This is a genomic window from Hyphomonas oceanitis (genome assembly GCF_036964545.1).
GTDB classification, from domain to species: Bacteria; Pseudomonadota; Alphaproteobacteria; order Caulobacterales; family Hyphomonadaceae; genus Hyphomonas; species Hyphomonas oceanitis.
In genome coordinates this window covers 105040-126146 of record NZ_JBALTL010000003.1, presented here as the reverse complement: position 1 = coordinate 126146, position 21107 = coordinate 105040, and the positions used below count along the sequence as shown (strand labels likewise).

The 21107-nt window shown below is 61.1% G+C and carries 23 protein-coding genes; 7 read left to right on the top strand and 16 right to left on the bottom strand.

The window, feature by feature from the left end; all coding sequences use genetic code 11:
* Positions 1 to 4 precede the first annotated feature (4 nt).
* From V7651_RS09735 to ccmA, 5 genes are read right to left on the bottom strand one after another with little or no spacing between them, the layout of a single operon-like run.
* Positions 5 to 526, bottom strand: a complete 522-nt coding sequence (locus V7651_RS09735; RefSeq protein ID WP_035536456.1) for a redoxin family protein — start codon at positions 524 to 526, stop codon at positions 5 to 7.
* Complete coding sequence (gene ccmD, locus V7651_RS09730; protein WP_335613079.1) at positions 523 to 690, bottom strand: heme exporter protein CcmD; 168 nt, start codon at positions 688 to 690, stop codon at positions 523 to 525. The genes V7651_RS09735 and ccmD overlap by 4 nt, the downstream gene beginning before the upstream one ends.
* Positions 687 to 1418, bottom strand: a complete 732-nt coding sequence (ccmC, locus tag V7651_RS09725) for a heme ABC transporter permease CcmC (protein ID WP_418887238.1) — start codon at positions 1416 to 1418, stop codon at positions 687 to 689. The genes ccmD and ccmC overlap by 4 nt, the downstream gene beginning before the upstream one ends.
* Positions 1419 to 1439: 21 nt before the next feature.
* Positions 1440 to 2105: a heme exporter protein CcmB gene (ccmB, locus tag V7651_RS09720; RefSeq protein ID WP_335613077.1), complete on the bottom strand. Its 666-nt coding sequence runs from the start codon at positions 2103 to 2105 to the stop codon at positions 1440 to 1442.
* On the bottom strand, positions 2102 to 2662 hold the full coding sequence (ccmA, locus tag V7651_RS09715; RefSeq protein ID WP_335613076.1) for a heme ABC exporter ATP-binding protein CcmA: 561 nt from the start codon (positions 2660 to 2662) through the stop codon (positions 2102 to 2104). Before ccmA ends, ccmB begins: the two co-directional genes overlap by 4 nt.
* Positions 2663 to 2789: 127 nt before the next feature.
* Here ccmA and acnA point away from each other — a divergent pair, with 127 nt between their 5' ends.
* Both acnA and V7651_RS09705 read left to right on the top strand, forming a co-directional pair.
* Entirely contained in the window at positions 2790 to 5561 is a 2772-nt protein-coding gene (gene acnA, locus V7651_RS09710) for an aconitate hydratase AcnA (protein WP_418887237.1), read from the top strand.
* Between the two features lie 120 nt (positions 5562 to 5681).
* A complete protein-coding gene (locus V7651_RS09705) occupies positions 5682 to 6359 on the top strand; it encodes a DUF1223 domain-containing protein (protein WP_335590326.1) in 678 nt (225 codons plus the stop codon).
* On the opposite strand, the gene V7651_RS09700 is transcribed toward V7651_RS09705, so the two are convergent.
* From V7651_RS09700 to V7651_RS09660, 9 genes are all read right to left on the bottom strand, one after another.
* Positions 6356 to 7654 carry a sensor histidine kinase gene (locus tag V7651_RS09700; protein ID WP_335613074.1) on the bottom strand — a complete coding sequence of 433 codons (1299 nt, stop codon included), beginning with the start codon at positions 7652 to 7654 and terminating at the stop codon, positions 6356 to 6358. The two genes, V7651_RS09705 and V7651_RS09700, sit on opposite strands and share 4 nt — an antisense overlap.
* Positions 7655 to 7734: 80 nt before the next feature.
* Positions 7735 to 8784, bottom strand: coding sequence for a DUF4340 domain-containing protein (locus V7651_RS09695; protein WP_335613073.1), 1050 nt, complete (start codon positions 8782 to 8784; stop codon positions 7735 to 7737).
* Positions 8781 to 10679: a GldG family protein gene (locus tag V7651_RS09690; protein ID WP_335613072.1), complete on the bottom strand. Its 1899-nt coding sequence runs from the start codon at positions 10677 to 10679 to the stop codon at positions 8781 to 8783. The genes V7651_RS09695 and V7651_RS09690 overlap by 4 nt, the downstream gene beginning before the upstream one ends.
* 1 nt (position 10680) lies before the next feature.
* Positions 10681 to 11439: an ABC transporter permease subunit gene (locus V7651_RS09685; RefSeq protein ID WP_335613071.1), complete on the bottom strand. Its 759-nt coding sequence runs from the start codon at positions 11437 to 11439 to the stop codon at positions 10681 to 10683.
* Positions 11436 to 12167, bottom strand: a complete 732-nt coding sequence (locus V7651_RS09680; RefSeq protein WP_335613070.1) for an ABC transporter ATP-binding protein — start codon at positions 12165 to 12167, stop codon at positions 11436 to 11438. Before V7651_RS09680 ends, V7651_RS09685 begins: the two co-directional genes overlap by 4 nt.
* Before the next feature lie 92 nt (positions 12168 to 12259).
* Positions 12260 to 13015 (bottom strand): creatininase family protein, encoded by a 756-nt coding sequence (locus V7651_RS09675; RefSeq protein WP_335613069.1) that lies wholly within the window; start codon positions 13013 to 13015, stop codon positions 12260 to 12262.
* 4 nt (positions 13016 to 13019) lie between these two features.
* On the bottom strand, positions 13020 to 14099 hold the full coding sequence (locus V7651_RS09670; RefSeq protein ID WP_335613068.1) for a 5-(carboxyamino)imidazole ribonucleotide synthase: 1080 nt from the start codon (positions 14097 to 14099) through the stop codon (positions 13020 to 13022).
* Positions 14096 to 14584, bottom strand: coding sequence for a 5-(carboxyamino)imidazole ribonucleotide mutase (purE, locus tag V7651_RS09665; protein ID WP_035536434.1), 489 nt, complete (start codon positions 14582 to 14584; stop codon positions 14096 to 14098). Before purE ends, V7651_RS09670 begins: the two co-directional genes overlap by 4 nt.
* Before the next feature lie 11 nt (positions 14585 to 14595).
* Positions 14596 to 14979 carry a VOC family protein gene (locus V7651_RS09660; protein ID WP_335613067.1) on the bottom strand — a complete coding sequence of 128 codons (384 nt, stop codon included), beginning with the start codon at positions 14977 to 14979 and terminating at the stop codon, positions 14596 to 14598.
* Positions 14980 to 15141: 162 nt separating this feature from the next.
* On the opposite strand from V7651_RS09660, the gene V7651_RS09655 reads away from it, so the two are divergent.
* From V7651_RS09655 to V7651_RS09640, 4 genes are all read left to right on the top strand, one after another.
* The gene (locus V7651_RS09655) at positions 15142 to 15828 is read left to right on the top strand and encodes a GGDEF domain-containing protein (RefSeq protein ID WP_335613066.1); all 687 of its coding nucleotides are present in this window, start codon (positions 15142 to 15144) and stop codon (positions 15826 to 15828) included.
* A 114-nt stretch (positions 15829 to 15942) separates the two neighbouring features.
* Positions 15943 to 16110 carry a YdcH family protein gene (locus V7651_RS09650; RefSeq protein WP_035536430.1) on the top strand — a complete coding sequence of 56 codons (168 nt, stop codon included), beginning with the start codon at positions 15943 to 15945 and terminating at the stop codon, positions 16108 to 16110.
* A 72-nt stretch (positions 16111 to 16182) separates the two neighbouring features.
* Complete coding sequence (locus V7651_RS09645; RefSeq protein ID WP_035536428.1) at positions 16183 to 16509, top strand: hypothetical protein; 327 nt, start codon at positions 16183 to 16185, stop codon at positions 16507 to 16509.
* A 5-nt stretch (positions 16510 to 16514) separates the two neighbouring features.
* Positions 16515 to 17273 (top strand): SDR family NAD(P)-dependent oxidoreductase, encoded by a 759-nt coding sequence (locus tag V7651_RS09640; RefSeq protein ID WP_035536425.1) that lies wholly within the window; start codon positions 16515 to 16517, stop codon positions 17271 to 17273.
* Positions 17274 to 17277: 4 nt separating this feature from the next.
* Here V7651_RS09640 and V7651_RS09635 read toward each other — a convergent pair whose 3' ends face one another.
* Positions 17278 to 18981, bottom strand: a complete 1704-nt coding sequence (locus V7651_RS09635) for an alkaline phosphatase D family protein (RefSeq protein ID WP_335613065.1) — start codon at positions 18979 to 18981, stop codon at positions 17278 to 17280.
* An 89-nt stretch (positions 18982 to 19070) separates the two neighbouring features.
* Here V7651_RS09635 and V7651_RS09630 point away from each other — a divergent pair, with 89 nt between their 5' ends.
* On the top strand, positions 19071 to 20096 hold the full coding sequence (locus V7651_RS09630; RefSeq protein WP_035536419.1) for an RluA family pseudouridine synthase: 1026 nt from the start codon (positions 19071 to 19073) through the stop codon (positions 20094 to 20096).
* A 33-nt stretch (positions 20097 to 20129) separates the two neighbouring features.
* On the opposite strand, the gene V7651_RS09625 is transcribed toward V7651_RS09630, so the two are convergent.
* Positions 20130 to 21023 (bottom strand): DUF3108 domain-containing protein, encoded by an 894-nt coding sequence (locus V7651_RS09625; protein ID WP_335613064.1) that lies wholly within the window; start codon positions 21021 to 21023, stop codon positions 20130 to 20132.
* Positions 21024 to 21107: the final 84 nt, after the last annotated feature.

The window sequence follows — 21107 nt, the reverse complement described above, 5'->3', positions numbered from 1 at the left end:
GGGGTCAGTTGCGGGGCGCGTCCAGCGCCCCGCTCACCTCTTTCACATCGTCCGGGCCGAGTGGCCCTGCGACATGTAACAGGATCTCGCCATCGCTTGAGATCACGAATGTTTCCGGTACGCCGGTCAATCCAAAATCCAGTCCGCCCTGCCCATCAGGATCCTCCGCTACCCTGGTGAAAGGATTGCCCATGCGCTGAAGAAATTCAGCGCCATTCTCGGCCGTGTCCTTGTAGAGAACACCGTACACCCGGCCCGGGAAGCGCTCTGACAGCTCCATCAGCTGCGGGTGCTCGGCCTCACATGGGGCGCACCAGCTGGCGAACAGGTTCACGATAATGGTTTCATCACCGGGGGGCGGTGCAAAGGCGATGTCTCCACCATCAAGCGCAGCGAACTGACGGTCAGGCGCTGCCCGGGACACACGTTCGAACTCGCCTTTCTTGGGGCTCAACAATTGAGACAGGGCCAGGCCCGCAAAGAGGACAAGCAGAGCGACCGGGATGGCGGCGAGCCAGCGTTTCATGCTGCGTCCTCATCGCTTGCCTGCATTCGGTCGAGCGCAGCCTTGGCGGCGCGTGCCTTCAGGACAGTGCCGACAACGGCGCCGCCGATGAGAAAAGCGCCCAGTCCGTAGCAGGCCCAGATATAAGCCGCGTTCTTTCCGAGGTCGGGGAGGAGTTCCATCATGCGCCTGCCAACAAACGGGCCCGCTGGCGCGCTGCGCGCCGGGTCCAGATTTCTGCCCGCATCAGGGTCATGACCAATGCTCCGAACAGCAGGGAATGGCCAAGGCCACTCATCATCAGCGGCCAGAGATAGACGGCGGCCATCTTGGGGCCGTCAGCCGTTATCACGCTGGCGTCCTGATGAAGCGAGGTGAACATGTCGACCGAGAACTTGATCAGCGGCACATTGAGCGCACCGACCATGGCAAGGATGGCGCCGGCGCGGGCCGCTTTCTGCCGAGAGTCCATCGCCGCGCGCAGGGCCATGTAGCCGAGGAAAAGGAAGAAGAGGAACAAGACGCTCATCATGCGGGCATCATCCCATTGCCACCATGTTCCCCAGGTCGGTTTGCCCCAGATCGATCCGGTCGCAAGGCAGAGCGCGGTCCATACTGCTCCAAGCGGGGCAATGGCTTTGGCGGCAATGTCAGCCAGTTCGTGGCGCCAGATGAACCAGACGAAGCTGGCTGCCGCCATGGCCGAATAGCTCGCCATGGCGAGCCATGCCGCAGGGACGTGGATGAACATCACGCGCATGATGTCGCCGCCCTGATAGTCATCCTTCGGCACAATCCAGAGCCCCTGCCATAGGCCCCACGCGATCAAGGCGCCGCCAGCCGCATAGAAGAGCGGGGCGAGCCAGCGCGACAAGGCGAGAAAGCGGTGCGGATTTGCAAAGGCTGACAACATGCCCATTCAGATACTATCCCCTCAATCTGCCGCCAAGCGCAGGGCCGCAGCCATGGCAAATGGCGCCGCCGCCAGCGCAAACAATGTCGATGCGGCCAGCAATAGTGGCGCGGTATCGCCGAGGGCTGCCCCGCGCATCGCCATTGATCCGAAAATCGCCGTTGGCACATAAAGCGGCAGGGCGATGAGCGCTATAAGTAATCCTCCGCGGCGTACCGTGGCTGAGAGCGCGGCGCCAACGCCGCCCCAGAAGAAGAAGGCCAGCCCGCCAAGACCGTAGATCAAAGCACCTGTCAGGAGACCGATGCCCGCTTCCGCCTGAAACATCAGGGCCAGGACCGGGCTCATAAGCGCCAGCGGCAGGCCCGCTGTCAGCCAGTGCGCAAATGTCTTGGCCGCCGCGATCGCTGAGACGGGCGTACCTGCCTGAAGCCAGAGGTCCAGTGCGCCGTCTTCAACATCCGACTGGAAAATGCGCTCCAGAGTCACAAGGCTGGATAGCGCTAATGATACCCAGAGTATGCCGGGGCCGACGGCGCGCAGCATGCCGGGTTCAGTTCCGATACCCAGAGGCACAAGAACTGCCGCGCCAGCAAAAAATCCAAGCGGAAGCAGCGCACCTGCGCCACCGGCCCAGGATTCGCTGAGCGCTTGCCGGAAAGCAGAGAGGATGGGTTTCGGGCTCACAGAGTGACCTCCCGGCTCGCCGCAAAACCTGCGTCGCCATGGATGGCCGCAATAACGGCGCCTCCGCTCTGGCGATGGTTCGCCACCAATGCGAGCAATTGCTCACGTCCTTCGGCATCCAGTGCCGTGAACGGCTCGTCGAGCAGCCAAAGCGGGCGCTGATCCAGCATCAACCTCGCGAGCGCAGTGCGCCGTCTTTGGCCGGCGGAGAGATAGCGTGCGGCCACTTCAGAAGGACGAGAAAGCCCCATTTCCCCGAGAATGGCATCAATATCGGCGTCAGAGCCCCAGGCCTGCGCCCAGAGTTTCAGGTGCGCCCGTGGCGTCTCGTGGGGTTTCAGTCCTTCGCGGTGTCCGATCCAGTGATGGGTGGCCTGGCGGTCTACATGACCGGCCTCAGGACGCGTCAAACCGGCCAGAATGCGCAGCAAAGTGGTCTTTCCTGCCCCGTTCGCGCCCCGCAGAACGACCGCTTCGCCGGGCGCAACGCTCAGCGACACGCCCTCGAACAGGACGCGCTCGCCCCGCAGAATCCCGAGATTGTTGGCGCTCAGCAACAGTAATTCCCCTTGGAATAGACCCTTTGTCCCAATTGCATCAGGTGCTTACCCTCTATATGACACGAGGCAACGCGCCGCCCGACGCGGCACCCACATGTACACATCAAGACGCGAGGTCTCCCGCATGCCGTCTCTCGACAGCTTTAAATCAAAACGCACGCTTACCGCTGCTGGCAAGACGTACACTTATTATTCGCTCGCCGCAGCCTCTGAAAACGGCCTTGGCGATGTGTCGCGCCTCCCGGCTTCGCTGAAAGTTCTCCTCGAGAACATGCTGCGTTTCGAAGATGGCAAGACGGTCACCAAGGACGACATCATGGCCTTCAAGGCCTGGCTCGACAACAAGGGCGCCACAAGCCACGAGATTGCCTACCGTCCCGCCCGCGTCCTGATGCAGGATTTCACCGGCGTTCCGGCCGTTGTTGACCTTGCTGCCATGCGCGACGCTGCCAAGAAACTCGGCGCTGCGGCGGATGCCATCAACCCGCAGGTACCTGTCGACCTCGTGATCGACCACTCGGTCATGGTCGACAACTTTGCCCACGCCAATTCCTTCGAGAAGAACGTCGAGCGCGAATATGAGCGCAATGGCGAGCGCTACGAGTTCCTGCGCTGGGGCTCGTCGGCCTTCAAGAACTTCCGCGTTGTGCCACCGGGCACGGGCATCTGCCACCAGGTGAACCTCGAATATCTCGGCCAGACGGTCTGGACGAAAGAGGAAGACGGCGAAACGGTTGCCTATCCTGATACCTGCGTTGGCACGGACAGCCACACGACCATGATCAACGGCCTGTCTGTTCTCGGCTGGGGTGTCGGCGGTATCGAGGCCGAAGCGGCCATGCTGGGCCAGCCTGTCTCCATGCTCATCCCGCAGGTGGTTGGTTTCAAGTTTACGGGAAAGCTCGCAGAGGGCGCAACGGCGACCGACCTCGTGCTCACCGTGGTGCAGATGCTGCGCAAGAAAGGCGTTGTCGACAAGTTCGTCGAATTCTTCGGCCCGGGCCTCGCCAATCTCACGCTGGAAGATGAAGCGACGATTTCCAACATGGCGCCGGAATATGGCGCGACCTGCGGCTTCTTCCCGGTCGACAATGAGACAATCACCTATCTCACAGACACAGGTCGTGAACCCGACCGTGTGGCGCTTGTCGAAGCCTATGCCAAGGCGCAAGGCTACTGGCGTCCTGACATGGCTGACCCGGTCTTCACTGACACGCTGGAACTGGACCTCGGCGACGTTGTTCCCTCGCTGGCCGGTCCGAAGCGCCCGCAAGACCGCGTTCTGCTGACGGATGCGGCGGCGCAGTTCAAGAAAGACGTGCGCGGCATCAAGGGCGGCGGCGTCGACAAGGACAAGGTGCCAGATAGCGAAGGCGAGTCGCGTTTCGCCGACGAAGGCGCCACGATGAACAAAACCATCCCGGACGATTATGGCGTTCCCACATTTGCCGTCGAAGGCAGCGAGTATCACCTGCATGACGGCTCGGTGGTCATTGCGGCCATCACGTCCTGCACCAATACGTCGAACCCGTCCGTCATGCTCGCCGCTGGCCTGCTGGCCCGCAATGCGCGCGCAAAGGGCCTCGTGTCCAAGCCGTGGGTGAAGACATCACTCGCACCGGGCTCGCAGGTTGTGACAGACTACCTGCTGCGCGCTGGCCTGCAGGACGATCTTGATGCCATGGGCTTCAACCTCGTCGGCTATGGCTGCACAACCTGTATCGGTAACTCGGGTCCGCTTCCGCCGGAAATCGCGAAGTCGATCAACGAGAACGATCTCGTGGCCTGCTCGGTTCTTTCCGGCAACCGCAACTTTGAAGGCCGTATCAGCCAGGACATCCGGGCGAACTATCTGGCCTCGCCGCCACTGGTCGTCGCTTATGCGATCGCCGGTTCGCTGCACAAGAACCTGACCACCGACCCGCTCGGCATGGATCAGGACGGCAACCCGGTTTACCTGAAAGACATCTGGCCAAGCTCGAAAGAGATCGCCGAAGTCATGCGCGCCTCTGTGACGCCGGAAATGTTCCGCAGCCGTTATGCGGACGTGTTCAAGGGTGATGAGAACTGGCAGGGCATCAAGGTGTCCGGCGGCCAGACCTATGACTGGCCAATGGCGTCGACCTATGTTCAGAACCCGCCTTATTTCGACGGCATGGGTCTTGAGCCTGAAGCACCTGAAGATGTGAAGAATGCCCGTGTCCTCGGCCTCTTCGGCGACTCGATCACGACAGACCACATCTCACCGGCCGGCAACATCAAGACGGATGGCCCGGCAGGCGACTATCTGCGCGAGCATCAGGTTCCCGTGCTGGACTTCAACTCCTACGGCGCACGCCGGGGTAACCACCAGGTCATGATGCGCGGCACGTTCGCCAATATCCGCATCAAAAACCAGATGGTGCCGGGCGTTGAAGGTGGCGTGACCAAGCATTATCCGGGCGGCGAAGAACTGCCGATTTATGATGCTGCGATGAAGTACAAGGATGAAGGTGTTCCGCTGGTCATCTTTGCTGGCCAGCAATACGGCACCGGCTCGTCGCGTGACTGGGCTGCCAAGGGTACGATCCTGCTTGGCGTTCGCGCGGTTATCGCGGGCAGTTTCGAGCGTATCCACCGCTCGAACCTGATCGGCATGGGCGTCCTGCCGCTGGAATTCACCGGTGATACGACCTGGGAATCGCTTGGCCTGAAAGGCGACGAGCAGGTCTCCATCGCGGGTATCAGCGATATCACGCCGCGCATGATGCTGCCGGTGACCATCACGAAGGCCGATGGTTCGACCGAGAGCATCGAGTGCCGTGTGCGTATCGATACGGAAAACGAGCTCGACTATTACCGCAATGGCGGCATCCTTCACTATGTGTTGCGCAACCTGGCCCGTGAGGCGCTCTAGGCCTGTTTTGCACAATCTGATCTTCAAAAGCCCTCCGCGTTCGCACGCGGGGGGCTTTTAACAGTCCTCACACCCCTGTGATTGTCATGCGATTTGGCATGGGCCTATAACGAGACTGTCATGAAACACGCCCGCATCCTTATCCTCGCCATCTCGCTGTTCGCTGCCCTGCCTGCTGCAGCGCGCCAGCCGATGTCTGTCGCTGATACCTCGCCGGTGCTGGTGGAGTTGTTTGCGTCGCATAATTGCCGGGCGTGCCCGAAAGCGCACCGCACGCTGGCAGAGGTGGATTCTCAGCGGGATGACGTGCTGATCCTGACATGGTCTGTCGATTACTGGGATTACCTCGGTGAAAAAGATCCGATGGCCATGTCCGAGTCCAAGGATCGCCAGCGCGCCTATGTCGACCGTTTCCGGTTGCGCGGACCCTATACGCCCCAGACCGTTTATAATGGCGTTGAGCAATGCCCGGGTAACAAGCTGCCGCAGGTCGAGTCCGCGCTGGAGCGGACAAACCGGATCGCGCCGTCCCCGGCCCACCTCAAACGCAAGGGCGGCAAGATCGAGCTCACCGGCAATGTGAAAGAGCTGACGGACATATTCGTCATTGATTATCTCGACGGCGATGCCAATCCGACCGATATGGTTCATCCGGTAACCCATGTGACCTCAATCGGCCCCTGGCTGGGTGGCCGGGTCGAGATCGATCCATCCGTTTGTAAATCGACCTGCGCCCTGGTCGTTCAGGAAGCCGGATTTGGCCGTGTCCTTGCTGCGATGGACCTGTCTGCGCGCTAGAAATTGTTGTCGAATGACAGCCTGAAATGCAGCCCACCTGACAACCATTCACTTGATGGTTCGCCATTGATCTGGCGGCAGCTGAGATTGATCATGCGGGATCCGAAGCCATCCTTGCCAATATGGGCTGCATCAGTCTCGGGTCCCCCTATTTCTTCCCAACTCAGTACAATGCGTTCAGCTGTAGTTTCAGCATCATGTTCGGTATGCCAGAGCGTGCGAACCACGCCCGCCTGATCCGTCGACCATGCGCCGTATTTTACGGCATTGGTGGCAAGTTCATGAATGATAAGGCTGAGCGGCGTAACCACAGCCGGTGCGAGAGCAATGTCTGCACCTTCGATTTCATAGACATTCTGGCCCATGGCATAGGGCTCAAGAAGCACGCCGATAAGATCGTTCAGTTTGACGGGACTGTTATCCTTTTCACTACGCAACGCAGCGGCATGCGCCAGGGACAGGGCGTGAATGCGGTCATGGATGACTTCACATGCTGCGGCATGTTCCGGCGTTGTGCGGCCTGACTGCCGGACCAGTGACAGCACGATAGTGAAAAGGTTTTTGACGCGATGATTGAGTTCATGGGCGAGCAAATCCGTCTGCGCCTTGGCGGCCCGGGTCAGCGCAAGGGAGCGCTCAGCCCGCTCCGAGCGCATGGCACGCCAGAACAGGTAAATCATGCCAGGCACGACGGCGAAGGCGGCCAGTCCGAGAAACAGGAGCAAAGCCCGCGCGCGTTTCTCGGTCGCCTCCGCCCGGCCCATCGCATCTGCCAAGATGCGAATTTCTTCTTCCTCGAGAACCGCGGCGATCTTCCTTGCGTCGTCAAGGAGGACCTTCCCCCTATCTGTTCCCAGTGCCGCTATGGCAAGCTCGCGGTCACCATTTCGGGCTTGATCCACGGTACGGTCAAGCTCAGAAAATTTCTGGTCCAGCAATGCCGTCAACTGAGGTAAAAGCTCTGCCTGCAAGGCATTCAATTCGCCATCCTTGGCTTCATAATAGGCGGCCAAGGCGGCGCCATAGGTCTTGTGGCCTTCAATATATGGCTCGAGATAGTCGAGGTCTTGCGTCAGAAGATAGCCGCGCTGACCTGTTTCGGCGTTGATAGCCGACAGCAGGATACGCCGGATCTGCATCGTACGCTCAGAACTGAGGACAGCCTGATCCCGGCTTTCAATGCCGGCCGAGAAGGCCTGTAATGTAAGATAACCTACCAAGATCATGCCCGCGATGAGGGCGCCCAAGAGTAGAAGGATCCACCGGGCGGCGCTCTGAAGGCGATCTATGGCCATGGGTCCATTTCTCTTTACGTGACCGGATTGGGCCCACCGCAAATATTACTGTTACTTGATGGAGCTGCTCAAGTTGATTTTCACGGCTGGGCTGGAGAGGCCGGGTCGCTTGGTTGCGGTGGCCTGACGATGGATGAAATGCTCGGCGTGAGTTCATTCCAGTCAAATTCGGTCAGCTCGAAGGCCCAGCCGGAGGCTTTCTGATTGATCGTACTGCCCCGCTGTGCGCCTTCGCCGGCTTCGATTGCACGCAGCGTGACGAAATACCCGTCCGGCTCCCTATAGGCCTGTAGGTCAACCTCCAGCCCGTCATGTGTTTCCGTGATATGCCGCGCGACCGGCCGGGTTGTCAGTTTGCTGGCGGGCTTGACGCCTATGGGCTGAAAGCGCGTCAGCGCCAGTGCGGGCGTAGAGGCTGCAATCCGGCTAACGAGACGGTAGTCCTGATAGGGCGGAGCGGGCCGGAAACTGCGATCACTGCTACCGACAGAGCGTTGCAGGTAGAGACTGTTGCCGCGCGCATCAAACAGGCGGACGGCCGATACCGCGTCTGAATGGATGTCGATTATGTCGAGGTCCAGCCAAGCGTCGTGATTGTAAAGCGGTGGCAGGTCGCCATTCACGCGGAAGGCCTGCTCTTCGCCGGGCAGGCGGGCATACACAATCGAACCCTTGCGGCCCGTGATAAGGGAGGCGGTAACAGTGCCCGCCTCGTTGATGATCTCGATCAGGGCGCCGGTACCCCCGTCACGCGGATCGCCAAGGCCGATCCGGTTCATCTTGCCAGGGTCGCGCGTGCGGCCTTCGCCCCATGTGAGATCGCCGAGGCCCCCGGCAAGGCTCGCCAGCCGGTCGGCCCGCACCGGGTAGCCGCCCGACCCTTTGAGCGTCCAGCCGTCGGGCCCATTGATCAGGCTATAGGACTCATCTGCCAGGGTGATCCGTATTTCTGCCGCATCGGCCCGCGCCTCCGCAAAGTCAGGCAAGACCGGCTTGCCCATGCGTCCCGTCGTCTGCGGTGTTTCGTTTCCGCCGATATTCAGAAAGATGGCCAGCACGGTGAGCAGGCCCCCCAGTACGGCGAGCACCTGAAGCCGTCGCACGCGTTGACCGTGGCGAATGTCGATCATGTGCTGCGCCCCTGACGATGACGCTGGCGGCGCCAGACAAGCAGGCCGATCAGACCAACGAAGAGAGGGCCACCCCAGATATTGATGACCTTCAGTGTCCCTTCAAGCCGGTCGATCTCGCGGCGATAATCGCGCTCTATTCCGCGCAGGCGGCCGCGTAGCTCGATAATGTCGGCTCGCAACTTCGTCAGCTCAGCACGCTCGGAATCGCTGAGATCTGCCTCCAGGTCACCAGAGAAGAAACCATCTGCAGCGCCAATTTCCTGAAGCTCTTCCAGCCGGGCCTGCGCCGTCTCCAGGCGGCTTTCCAGCTCGGACTGCTGGCGGAAATATTTGGCTTCGGCGCTTTCGCGCATCTTGTCGATGCGGGTCATCGGGCGCAGGCTCGGTGAGCGCGAGCGAAGACGTGACAGCTCACCGCCACCGGAAAGGGCATCAAGCGCATTCAGCACCAATGCGCCGTCATCGGCAACGACCGTGCCACGCCCCGGCACGATGTAGAAATCATCCGCAATCGTGTCGACATCGGCAATCAGGACAATCTCTGCATCCGTCTCGCTCTCGCTGATATGCGGCGGTGCGTTGGCCGCCTCTGCGCGCATCAAATCGGCCAGTGTCGGATCGGAGGGTTCGTCCAAGGCGGGCGCCCCTGCAGGAAAGGCCGTGACAAGTGGTCCTGAAAGACGCCCCGCCAGAACCAGCGGCTCCGGCGCCGTCTTGTAGGATTTAAGAACATCGCCAGGCGTCATGTCGCGCACGGCTTTGGCTGCATCCATATAGGAGGGGCTGGGTCCGGTCTCGATGAGGGGGGAAAAACTGACCCCGTCCGGCAACGTGCCCGTAACGAATGCGCCCGGTGCGCCGAAATTGACCGTCCGCGTAAGGTCTGCCGTTACGAGGTCGTCCCGGTTCATGTCTGCCGACGGCGCGCCGATGAACAGGGGGTGTGCAAGTTCTTCAGTGCGGCCATTGCCTGTATCGACCGGCACCGGCAATGCGTTTGCCGCATCCGCAACCGCGCCTTCTGACAGGCTTACGCCCCAGGCTTTGCCCAGAACGCCAAGATCGGAGCGGGGGTGATCATTGCCCCTATCGAACATGCTGCTGCCGACAGCGGTCTTGGCGGCTGGGTCCACCATGATGACGGCCCGGCCATGACGCAGGACATACTGGTCGATCAGCCATTCCTGACGCGGCGCCAATTCAGGTGGGTGAGCAAGGAAGAGGACATCCAGATCCTCCGGCAGGGACTGGAACTCTTCCGATATCGGAACGATTTCGAATGATTTCGCAATGTCGGACAGGAGCGTATAGCCACCTTCGCCGCCAGGCGCCGTCATGCCCGGCAGGGAGGAGAGAATGCCTACACGCGGCGGATCCGGATCATCCAGACGCGCGACCATGCGCGTCAGGTCATATTCGAGTGTGACTTCGTGCTCGGGCGCCAGGAAGGGAATGACGCGTTGGTCGTCTATGGCGTTGCGCCCGATAATGCCAAAATAGAGCGGGTCGGTGCCAGTTGTGCTCACCGCCGTTATGCCTGCAGCAAGCGCCTCGTCTTCAGACTCGGAAAAAGGCGAAGGATCAATCTCGCGAACGATCACCTGACCATGGGACTGGCTGCGATAGGCTTCCAGCAATTCGCGCACGCGTGCTGCATAGGCCCGCACGGCTGGATATTCCTGCCCCACACCGCGGGTATAGACAAAGGTGATTTCGACCGGCTCGGCGACGCCTCTCAGCGTGTCCTTCGTGCCCTGCGACAGCGTGTAGAGATTGTTCTGTGTGAAATCCACGCGGGCGCCGGACAGCAGCTTTTGCATAACCAGGTTGCCCGACACGAAGATCGTGGCGGCAAGGGCCGTGGCGGCGAACATGTAATGCTTCGCCTTCATCCTATCCGAGCCTCTGCCGCGTCGCCCAGAGGCCGTTCAGCGTGGCCCAGAAGGCTGTGAAGCCAAGAAAGAAAACTACGGCGCGCAGCTCCAGTACGCCGCGCTGCGCACCTTCAAACTGGGTCAGGAAGGAGAATGAGGCAACGAGTTCAGCGCCGCCCGCTCCGAATACGGACTTCACGCCTGACAGGACGAGCGGCCAGCCAGCTGCCGTGAACACGAAGGCGATGACGACGCTGATCACGAAGGCGGTCACCTGGCTGCCTGTCAGGGCTGATATGGCGGCGCCGATTGAGAGATACGCGCCGGCCATCAGGAAGCTCACCAGATAGGTCAGCATGATGGCCGCATTGTCCGGGCTGCCGAGTACATTGACTGTCACCCACATGGGCGCCGTCAGCGCGAGGCCGACACCGGCAACGGTCCATGCCGCCAGCAGTTTGCCGAGCACGAGCCCCGGCATGCCCAGTGGTAGGGAGAGCAGCAATTCATCGGTGCCGGCCGATCGCTCGTCTGCCCAGAGACGCATGGCGAGGGCGGGCAGGAAGATCATGTAGAGCCACGGATGCCAGACGAAGAAGGGCGCGAGATCGGCTGAACCGGTATCGAAGAAGCGGGAGGCTTCCCAGGTGAAGACTCCCAATGCGAGCAGGAAAACAGCGAGGAAGACATAGGCCATGGGCGTCGCGAAATAGGCGCCCAGTTCGCGTCGATAGGTGGCGGTGAACCCCCCGAATTGTTCGCGCAGCCACATCATCATGCCGATTCCGCCTCGGCCTGATCGGTCAGGCGGGTGAAAGCGCCCTCCAGCGTCCCGTCCTCGGATTGCCGGGCCAGCGCTTCCGGCGTGTCATCGGCAATCACCAAGCCCCGGTCGACAACGATGGCGCGCGAACACATGGCCGGCACTTCGGTCAGCGTATGCGTCGAGATCAGGATGGCTTTGTGAGGGGCCATGCGGGCAATCAGCGCGCGCACGGCGCGTTTCTGATTGGGGTCCAGGCCGTCAGTCGGTTCGTCCAGCAGCAAGACCGGCGGATCATGAAGGATAGCCCCGGCAAGGCCCACGCGGCGGCGATAGCCCTTGGAAAGCGAGCCGATACGCTGATCGCACACCGTGGAAATGCGCGCGTCTGCGATGGCGCGCTCCACGCCATTCTTGCGCGCAATGCCGTTCATGCCGCGCGCGGATGCCATGAAGACCAGGAACTCGGGCGGCGTCATGTCTTCGTAGAGGGGCGCGCCTTCGGGCAGGTAGCCGAGCGCCCGCTGCGCCTCGCGCCGATTGGAAAGAATGGATTTGCCATCAATCAGTGCGTCGCCGCTGTCGGGCTCAAGCACCCCGGCAATCATACGCATTGTCGTGGACTTGCCTGCGCCATTCGGCCCGAGAAAGCCGAGCACCGTGCCCTTCTCAAGCCGGAAGGACACCCCACGCACAGCATGCTTTGCGCCAAATGATTTTTCCAGCCTCTGAATGTCGAGCATGTATCTGGTTCGCACGCCTTTCTGGAAGCATACTTTGATACCGCCCTTCGCTGCGCGTGGCCAGTCTCCCTGCTGTAGTCGGCCGTGTCATTTTACGCAGAAAAGCGGGCGACGTCTTCCAGCATGGCCTTGGCGGCGGCCTCGACAATCTTGCCACCATCTTCGGCATTGGACTGCGTTGGGTCAGACCCAATCCGGCCATCCGGGAAATCGCGGCGATACTGTACGGCGTCGCCAATCTTGCCATTGGGGGCGATTTTCGGGCTCATTTCGACCTCAGGCCGGGCCCGATCCGGATAAGCATGGTAGGTCACCGACACTTCCGATGCCGTCGCGTGGCTGCCATGGCCGACGGGATAGAGCTTGTTGCAAAGGCCCATCACGTCACGGAAATCCCACCAGTCGCGCCGCTTCAGTGACAGACCGGGGCGATTGTCCGCCCCGCGCGGGTCGAAACTGCGCCGGGCGTGGATCTCGCTGAACGCCGCCTCGATCGTGTGGATATTGCCGCCATGACCATTGTACCAGTAGAGGCGCTCGAAGCCATGCCGCATCAGGCTCTCGGTCCAGTCCGTCATGGCTGCGATCATGGTCGTCGGCCGCAGCGTGATCGTACCCGGGAAGCCGAGATGGTGCTGCGCGCAGCCCACATTGAAGGTCGGCCCGACGAGTATGTCGTCCGGCGCGAGGCTTTCGGCATGGCGCGCGATGATTTCGGGGCAAAGGGCATCTGTGCCGATAAAGCCGTTCGGCCCGTGCTGTTCCATCGAGCCGATCGGGATGACAATGGTGCGCGACTTTGTGAGCCAGCGTTCAATGTCCTGCCAGGTCGATACGGGAAGCAGCATGGGCTTAGTCCTTTCGCGGTCCGAGGCGCGTGGTGATATGGCCCATCTTGCGTCCGGCGCGCGCTTCGCGCTTGCCATAGAGTGTCAGCGTCTCGTTCGGGGCCAGCATGGCCGGATCAATCAGGCCTGCCTTACCGATCAGGTTTAGCATCTCCGCATCGAAAAGCCGATGCGTGTCGCCCAGCTTCCAGCCCGCAATGGCGCGTATGTGCTGTTCGAACTGGCCCGTCTGGCAAGCTTCCGGTGTCCAGTGGCCGGAATTGTGAACGCGCGGGGCAAACTCATTGGCGATCAGGCTGCCATCCGCCATGACAAAGAATTCGAGCGCCAGAACCCCGACATGACCCAGCGCATCGACCAGCGACACGGCCTGTCGGCGCGCTTCCACCTCAACCTCAAGCGAAAGACCGGACGGGACGATTGAGCGGGCCAGGATACCCTCTTCATGCACATTGCGGGGCGGTGCCCAGCTGGCGGTCTCGCCGCTACTGGACCGGGCCACGATGACAGAGATTTCGCGTTCGAAGGCCACGGCGGCTTCCAGCACGCACGGCGCGCCGCCAACAGCTTGCCATCCGACTGAGATATCACTTTCCGCATTGAGCCATGCCTGGCCCTTGCCATCATAGCCATCCCGCCGCGTTTTCAGGACGCCCTTGCCGCCCAGTGTCGAAAGGGCCGCGGCGATGTCAGTCTCGGCATCAATCGTCCGGTAATCCGCCGTCGCGATGCCGATACTGTTGAGGAAAGCCTTCTCGTCAGCCCTGTCCTGCGACACGGCGAGCGATTTTGCGCCGGGGTGCAGCGGGGTGCCGGTGGCGGCAATCGCTTCCACGGCGCTGACCGGGATATTCTCGAATTCGAGCGTGACCACATCGCAGGCACGGGCAAAGCCTGAAAGCGCATCGTCGTCGTCATAGTCAGCCTGCCAGTGCTTCATGGCAACGCGCGCAGCAGGCGCACCGTCTTCCGGGCAGAAGACATGCACATCAAAACCGAGCTGGCTGGCCGCACTGGCCAGCATCCGGCCCAATTGTCCGCCCCCAAGAATCCCGATCACGGCGCCGGGTGGCAAGCCAGTCATCCCTCGGGAACCTCGGCGACGCCATCAGTCTGGGCTGCGCGATAGGCGTCAAGTTTTGCTGCGACCGCGTCATCATTGAGGGCAATGATGGCTGCAGCCATCAGGCCAGCATTCACTGCGCCAGCCTCGCCAATGGCCAGTGTACCGACCGGCACGCCGCGCGGCATCTGCACGATGGAAAGAAGACTATCGAGACCCGACAGGGTCTTGGACTGGACCGGCACACCCAGAACAGGCAGTGGCGTCATGGCTGCCGTCATGCCGGGCAGGTGTGCTGCGCCGCCCGCGCCTGCAATGATCACTTTCAGGCCGCGGGCCTTGGCGGCCTTGGCATATTCCGTCAGGCGGTCAGGTGTGCGGTGGGCCGAGACAATCTTCGCCTCATGGGGCACGCCCATCTCTTCAAGAATGGCGGCGGCATGGCGCATGACCGGCCAGTCCGACTGACTGCCCATGATGATACCGACTGTTGGGGATGTGGTCATTCTGGTCGTGGTTACTCCGGTAAATGACAGACTGCTTCGACATTGTTCCCGTCGGGGTCGAATACGAAAGCTGCGTAATAGTTCGGGTGGTAATGGGCACGCAGTCCCGGTGTGCCATTGTCACGGCCACCTGCTTCAAGTGCCCGCTTATAAAAAGCGTCCACGTCGATCCGCCTGTCCGCGACGAACGCTACATGCAAGCCTGTATGGGGTGAGGAAGACTGGGTGATCCACAAGGTGGGCTTGTTGCCACGGCCATATCCACCCGATGGCGGTCCACCCGCTTCTTCAGGTTTCATCATGACGAGCGCTGCACCAATCGCACCAAGAGCATGGTCATAGAAATCCCGCGATCGGTCAAAGCTCGCAACATTGATGGAGAGATGATCAATCATAAAAGCACCGGTCTTTCAGCGGTATGGGTAGTCTTGGTTGCCAGAAAGCGCGCACCATAAGAATGCCGTGCGCGCGGTCAACTGGTGCCCTGTTTACACGTCACAGGTGAATCATCTGCTGCACGTCTCCCCCTCGCCACAAATCGCGTATATCCTTGACCCATGACGGAAGAATTCCATCAGGTTTCGCAGGATCAACGCCGCGCCCTACTCGACATTCTCGGGGTCGATCTCGCCGCGCTTGGCCGCCGCGAGCGGGCTGCGCTGGAGGCGCTCAGCGAAGAGGTGATTGCCCTGCGCGAGGAGGCAGCGCGCCTGCGGGCGGAACTCGCCGAAGCCGAGCTTCTTGCCGACAATGACGCGCTCTGCCCTGTCTTCAACCGCCGGGCCTTCGAACGGGAAGTCCGCCGGGAGATTGCGCTGGCCGGGCGCTTCCGCACGCCGCTTTCGCTGATTTTTATCGATCTGGACCATTTCAAGAAGGTCAACGATGTCTTTGGGCACGCCGCTGGCGATGATGTCCTGCTGCGCATTTCGGATATCTTGCTGAAGAATACGCGCGAAACCGACATTGTGGGACGCCTCGGCGGCGATGAGTTCGGGATCGTGCTCGCGCAGGCCAGCCACGCCGATAGCCTGGCAAAGGCGAGCCAGCTGACGCTTCTCATTGACCAGTTGATTGTCTGCGATGGCGAGGATGAGGCGGCGCCAAAAGTCCATATCGGCGCCTCATGCGGTGTTGCCGAATGGCGGGAAGGGCAAGGCGCCGATACGCTGGTTGCCTTGGCTGATCAGGACATGTTCGCCCAAAAAGCGCGCAGGAAATCGGGTCGACCGCTCCACGCTTGATCCGAGACTATTAAACTCATGAAATGCGTGGCTCTCCCCCTTAACGCCACCCTTCTTCTATGATTTAGTGTGGCAATAAAGACACAAGTTCTTAACCGCAGAAGGAGACTGCCCATGTCGCTCAACGGTCGGATCAGTGAGCTCGCCAACAAACATCGCGAACTGGATGAGAAGATTTCTCAAACCCAGAAGCACCCGTCGGCTGATGCTCTTGAGCTAAAGGATTTGAAGCGACAGAAACTCAAGATTAAAGAAGAATTGCAATGGTTGAAGGCCAGCTAGCGCAGTAAAGGCGGAACAGGTCCTCCGCCGGCGCGCCGGGAACTGGTGCAGGCAACGGGCGGAGGACGACCCATGCGAGATATTCTAGACCAGGACCGACCGATGACACTCGGTGCGGTGAAACTGGCCACGGCCATTCTGGGCTTGGCGCTCTTAATGGCTGCGCTTTTCGTTCTTTTCGGGGCCTTGCTGGCCTTGTTCAAAGGTCATGTCATCATGGCGCTTACCCGGCTCGCGTTCGGGTTTGCGCTGATAATCTTCCTGTTTGTGACTGTCAGGCTGCTCGGCGAAATTCTCGCCGCACTGCACAGGCTGAACGACCGGCTTGCCATTCTGGGCGACGATATCCGAAATCCCACCCGCGTAACGTCCGCGCCGTCTGAAACAGCCGGGGAATAGCCGCCATGGGCGAACCCGTCACAGCGATCCTCGGCCTTGGCCGGGAAGTCGGCGATGCCATCGCGCGTCGTTTCAGCGAAACCGGCCACCGCGTAATGGCGGCTGATCCGAGCGCCGAGCGTCTCGCCACAGCGCGCAACGCCGTGCCGGATGGCGTCGTGCTCCACCACGGCGAACTCCACACGCGTCTTGGCCTGCGCAATGCCTTCACGGCCGCCGTTGAAGGCTTTGGCCGTATCGATAATGCGGTCATTATTCCTGAGCTGGAAGCGCCGGACACGTTACTCGACTTTGCCAGCGATAAATTTGACAAGGCGATCGCGAAATCCATTCGTGGCACGGCCCTCGCGCTGCAGGTTTTCGCCGAGCGCCTCTCCGAACAGGAAGACCTGCCGACTGTTGGCGTCGAGCGCCTGCGGCAGAAGGGAACGATCACTTTCGTTCTCTCCTACTCGGCTATTGCCTCCATGCCGGGCCAGTTCACCGAAACCATTTCGCAGAATGGCGTGCTTGGCGTCATGCGCGCTGGCGCCGTTGAACTCGCCGAGATGTCCATTCGTGTGAATGCCATTGTCGCCGTCAGGCCGAGCGAGGAGCGCGTTCAGAGCTGGACGACACGCCGCACGCCGCTGGGGCGCACGGCGCAGGCCGATGAAATAGCCGACGCCTGCCGCTTCCTGGCGTCGCCTGAGGCCGCCTTCATAACCGGCGAGGCGCTGCGGCTCGATGGGGGCCGCATGCGCCTCTCCGGCTTGCTGGATTAGGGTCTTAGGCCCGGGTCAGGGCCGAGACACCTTTGGCTTCCGGCGTCACTTCATAGGTCGCAACGCGCTCTGCCGTGAAGTCGGTCGAAAGGACTGTCGACACTTTGACGAATTCGCCGGTGACGCGTTCTGGCGTCAGCGTCATCAGGATATAGCCGTGGCCTTCCGGATCATGCCATTCGACTTCAGGATTGGCGTCGGCAAAGCGCTGGCCCAGGTCCGGCACGTCGGTGATATAAGCGCTGATGCCGGGTGAGGTGATCGACGTGGTCACGAATTCCACGCCGACGCGTTCGCCCTTGTCATCCACGAGTGTGTCGGCCCAGGCCGAATGGATGTCGCCTGTCAGCGTCACAAGGCGGGCGCCGGCTGCCTCAACGCTGTCATAAAGACGACCGCGCGCTGCCGGATAACCGTCCCAGGCGTCCAGATTGAATGGCAGGCCAAGAGCCGAGAAGCCGATCATCTGCTGGACTTGCGGGATCGCCTGCGCGATTTGCTCAGGCGTGAAGGCTTTCGACATGTCTGGCAGGGCGACGCGCGCCATCATGACCTGATTAGCCATAACCTGCCATGTTTTGCCGTCCGCGACCGATTCCTTCAGGCCTTTATCAATCCAGGCTTCCTGCGCCGCGCCCATCATCGTGCGCGCGGGGTCATTGATGACTTTCATATGCGCCTCAATCTGAGCCATCATTTCCGTCTGGTCGGATGTGGTCACAGCATCGGACCAGCCAATGCTTTGCGAACGGCCCGTCAGACGGGTCTCCGTTGCGAAGATCGTGGCAACATCGCCAAAGCTGAAGTCGCGCCAGACGGCTGAGGTGATGTTGCCCGATTCCGGTTCGCGCATCGGCATCCATTCGAAATAGGCCTGAATGGCGCGCAGCTTGCGGTCAGACCATTCGCCTTCACCCTTGTCCGGATTGTGGTTTTCGGCGCCGGTGCGGTAGCTGTCATTGGTGCTCTCATGGTCGTCCCATGTGCAGATCCATGGCGCAGCGGCATGGGCGGCCTGCAGGTTCGGGTCTGTTTTGTATTGAGCGTGGCGCTTGCGATAGTCGTCGAGCGAGACGATTTCCGTTGTTGGTTCATGCAGGCGACCAAGGGCTTCGGCCGTTTTCGAGCCATAGCCGTCGACGCCGTATTCATAGAGATAGTCGCCAAGGTGAATGATCGCGTCGAGGTCTGGCTCGGCGGTAAGGGCCTTGTAGGCGTTGAAATAGCCGAACTGCCAGTTGGAACAGGAGACCACACCGAGCCGGACAGGCGTTGTGCCTGATGCGGCTGTCGTACGTGTCCGGCCTTCCGGCGAGGCGATATCGCCCGCGCTGGTCAGGGCGGTAAAGCGGTAGGTGTAAACGGTCGCAGGGCTGAGGCCTGCCACATCCACTTTCACGCAGAAATCATGCGACGCCTCGGCGCTGGTCATGCCCGTAATGAGAGGCGTCTCGCTGTTATCGGCCGCGAACACGTCAAAGCGCACCGGGATCGGGCCCGTGCCGGACTTCGGCGTGACGCGTGTCCAGAGGATCATCTTGGTCGGCAGCGGGTCGCCGGATGCCACGCCGTGGTCGAAGGAAACGTCGCCCTCATAGGCAGGTGCGGTGGGCGCCAATGCATTGGTGGCTGGCTTTGCGCACGCGGCAAGGCTAAGGGCTCCGGTGGCTGCGGCGCCGAGAAGGCCGCGTCGGGTAACTGCGCTCATGATATCCTCCAGTGAGTTCGGGCCGCTTGTAGGGCGCGACTACGACAACTGAATGACGCTTGGCGAACTCGAAGTCTATAAGGGTGCAAATGGAAACGATTTCTCTCACCGCCAGCGCGACAGACGCCGGCCTGCGTCTCGACAGTTTCCTTGCCGAGAGGGCCGGGTCGCTGTCGCGTTCACGCGCCAAATCCCTGATCAAGGAAGGCGCCGTCATGATCAATGGCGTGCCGACCGACGATCCACGCAAGGCCGTTGTCGAAGGCAGCACCTATACGCTGGCCCTGCCAGAGCCTGTGCCGGCTGTCCCGCAGCCGGAAGACATTCCACTCGAAATCCTGTTCGAAGACGAACACCTCATCATCATCAACAAGGCTTCAGGCATGGCCGTTCACCCGGCGCCCGGCAGCTGGGACGGCACGCTGGTCAATGCGCTTCTCTTCCATTGTGAGGGCCAGTTGCCCGGCATTGGCGGCGTTGAGCGCCCCGGCATCGTTCATCGGCTCGACAAGCTGACGACCGGCGTCATGGTCGCGGCCAAGACCGAAGCGGCCCATGTCGGCCTCTCGGCCCTGTTTGCGACACACGATATCGAGCGATCCTACCTTGCCGTCACACGCGGCGCCCCGCGGCCTCTATCCGGCACGATCGACGAGCCGATTGCCCGGGCCACCGGCGACCGCAAGAAAATGGCCGTCGTGCGCAATCCCGACGGCACCCACGGACGCGAGGCGATCACGCATTACAAGGCGCTCGAAACATTCGGCCTGCGCGACAAGGGAACGGGTCTGCCGGCCGCAGCGCTCGTCAAATGCACGCTTGAGACAGGCCGCACACACCAGATCCGCGTCCACATGAGCCATGTCGGCGCCAGCCTGATCGGCGATCCCGTCTATGGCAGGTCAAAAGGCGTAACGGCCTGGGGCTCGGGCGAAGATTTCGATACCGCCCGTGATGCCGCCCGCCGGTTCGAACGCCAGGCGCTGCACGCAGCCGTCCTCGGTTTTGTCCATCCGATTACGGGAGAGGACCTTCATTTCGAGGCACCGCTGCCAGAGGACATGACGGGCCTTATCGCAGCGCTACGCCTCTTGCCCAAGGACGATCACGACTAGATCCGGCAAGGGCAGGGCATCTTGCGCCTGCCCTTACTGACCATCCGAGGTGACAGCCGCTTCTTCCGTCACGATCGGTTCAAACCGCAGCTTCTTGGCCTGAAGCGTGATCTTGCCGATCTTGTCCGTATCGGCCTGGATCTTCACGGGCACGGTCGTGCCGTTTTCCAGCGGGGCCAGCCACATGCGCAGCGGGCCATCAATGCCTGATAAATTATCCTTGTTGGACTCGCCCTTCTTGTAGCCGGCGACTTTTTCCATCGTCACATGGCATTCAATGGCATTGCCCGACCAGGCATCGGTCTTGACCTGTTTCATGCCAGCATTTTTCAGGTGGAGGTACGTCAGCTGGCGTCCGTCAAAGATACGGATCGGCCCGCCGCAAGGGTCGGCGCCCGGTGCGCGCGGTTCCAGCGCGAACGTGATCAGCGCCGTGATCGGGTCATTTGTCTTCAGCACCTGCTCGGTCGTTGCGGCCGGATCGCCCAGGTTTCCGAACTCAGGATCGGCCTTCATCTTGAAGCTGTCCGGGCCGATGGTCAGGTTCACGCGGCGGTTCTTCTTCCCGTCGCGGTTCTGCGAGACATAGGAATAGGTCTTCAGGGCATTGTCGCGCGTATAGCCGGACGCCTGCAGGACCATGTCATAGTTGACGAACCAGTCCGCAATGCCGGTCACCTTGACCCGGGAATTGATCACGTAATTGTCCGGCTTCATGTCGACGGTAAAGCTTGCACGGCCCGTCGCCGGGATGAACAGCACATAGGCCTTGGCTTCCAGCTCGTATATCATGCGTGTCGGCGTTCCGGCCTTCACGCCCGCCAGAATGGTTGGCGCAGCTGCGCTGCTGCCGCCCGACGTATCGGCCACGGCGATGCCAGCCATTGCGAGCGCAAGGCCGGAAGCAAGCATGTATGCGCGTTTCATCAGGTCGTATCCTTTGGATTGGGGCCCATCGCACTCTTATATAAGGGTGCAACACCAACGGCGCCTGAACAAGATTGCCCCTAT

Bases quoted from the DNA above. Each gene is read 5' to 3' on its own strand.
- V7651_RS09645 (WP_035536428.1), top strand. From the start codon at position 16,183: ATGCGAGATATTCTAGACCAGGACCGACCGATGACACTCGGTGCGGTG.
- V7651_RS09695 (WP_335613073.1), bottom strand. From the start codon at position 8,784: ATGATCGACATTCGCCACGGTCAACGCGTGCGACGGCTTCAGGTGCTC.
- V7651_RS09735 (WP_035536456.1), bottom strand. From the start codon at position 526: ATGAAACGCTGGCTCGCCGCCATCCCGGTCGCTCTGCTTGTCCTCTTT.
- V7651_RS09700 (WP_335613074.1), bottom strand. From the start codon at position 7,654: ATGGCCATAGATCGCCTTCAGAGCGCCGCCCGGTGGATCCTTCTACTC.
- purE (WP_035536434.1), bottom strand. From the start codon at position 14,584: ATGACCACATCCCCAACAGTCGGTATCATCATGGGCAGTCAGTCGGAC.
- V7651_RS09630 (WP_035536419.1), top strand. From the start codon at position 19,071: ATGGAAACGATTTCTCTCACCGCCAGCGCGACAGACGCCGGCCTGCGT.
- V7651_RS09660 (WP_335613067.1), bottom strand. From the start codon at position 14,979: ATGATTGATCATCTCTCCATCAATGTTGCGAGCTTTGACCGATCGCGG.
- V7651_RS09680 (WP_335613070.1), bottom strand. From the start codon at position 12,167: ATGCTCGACATTCAGAGGCTGGAAAAATCATTTGGCGCAAAGCATGCT.
- acnA (WP_418887237.1), top strand. From the start codon at position 2,790: ATGCCGTCTCTCGACAGCTTTAAATCAAAACGCACGCTTACCGCTGCT.
- V7651_RS09625 (WP_335613064.1), bottom strand. From the start codon at position 21,023: ATGAAACGCGCATACATGCTTGCTTCCGGCCTTGCGCTCGCAATGGCT.
- V7651_RS09685 (WP_335613071.1), bottom strand. From the start codon at position 11,439: ATGATGATGTGGCTGCGCGAACAATTCGGGGGGTTCACCGCCACCTAT.
- V7651_RS09670 (WP_335613068.1), bottom strand. From the start codon at position 14,099: ATGACTGGCTTGCCACCCGGCGCCGTGATCGGGATTCTTGGGGGCGGA.
- V7651_RS09640 (WP_035536425.1), top strand. From the start codon at position 16,515: ATGGGCGAACCCGTCACAGCGATCCTCGGCCTTGGCCGGGAAGTCGGC.
- ccmC (WP_418887238.1), bottom strand. From the start codon at position 1,418: ATGTTGTCAGCCTTTGCAAATCCGCACCGCTTTCTCGCCTTGTCGCGC.
- ccmD (WP_335613079.1), bottom strand. From the start codon at position 690: ATGATGGAACTCCTCCCCGACCTCGGAAAGAACGCGGCTTATATCTGG.
- V7651_RS09635 (WP_335613065.1), bottom strand. From the start codon at position 18,981: ATGAGCGCAGTTACCCGACGCGGCCTTCTCGGCGCCGCAGCCACCGGA.
- V7651_RS09655 (WP_335613066.1), top strand. From the start codon at position 15,142: ATGACGGAAGAATTCCATCAGGTTTCGCAGGATCAACGCCGCGCCCTA.
- V7651_RS09690 (WP_335613072.1), bottom strand. From the start codon at position 10,679: ATGAAGGCGAAGCATTACATGTTCGCCGCCACGGCCCTTGCCGCCACG.
- V7651_RS09650 (WP_035536430.1), top strand. From the start codon at position 15,943: ATGTCGCTCAACGGTCGGATCAGTGAGCTCGCCAACAAACATCGCGAA.
- V7651_RS09705 (WP_335590326.1), top strand. From the start codon at position 5,682: ATGAAACACGCCCGCATCCTTATCCTCGCCATCTCGCTGTTCGCTGCC.
- V7651_RS09675 (WP_335613069.1), bottom strand. From the start codon at position 13,015: ATGCTGCTTCCCGTATCGACCTGGCAGGACATTGAACGCTGGCTCACA.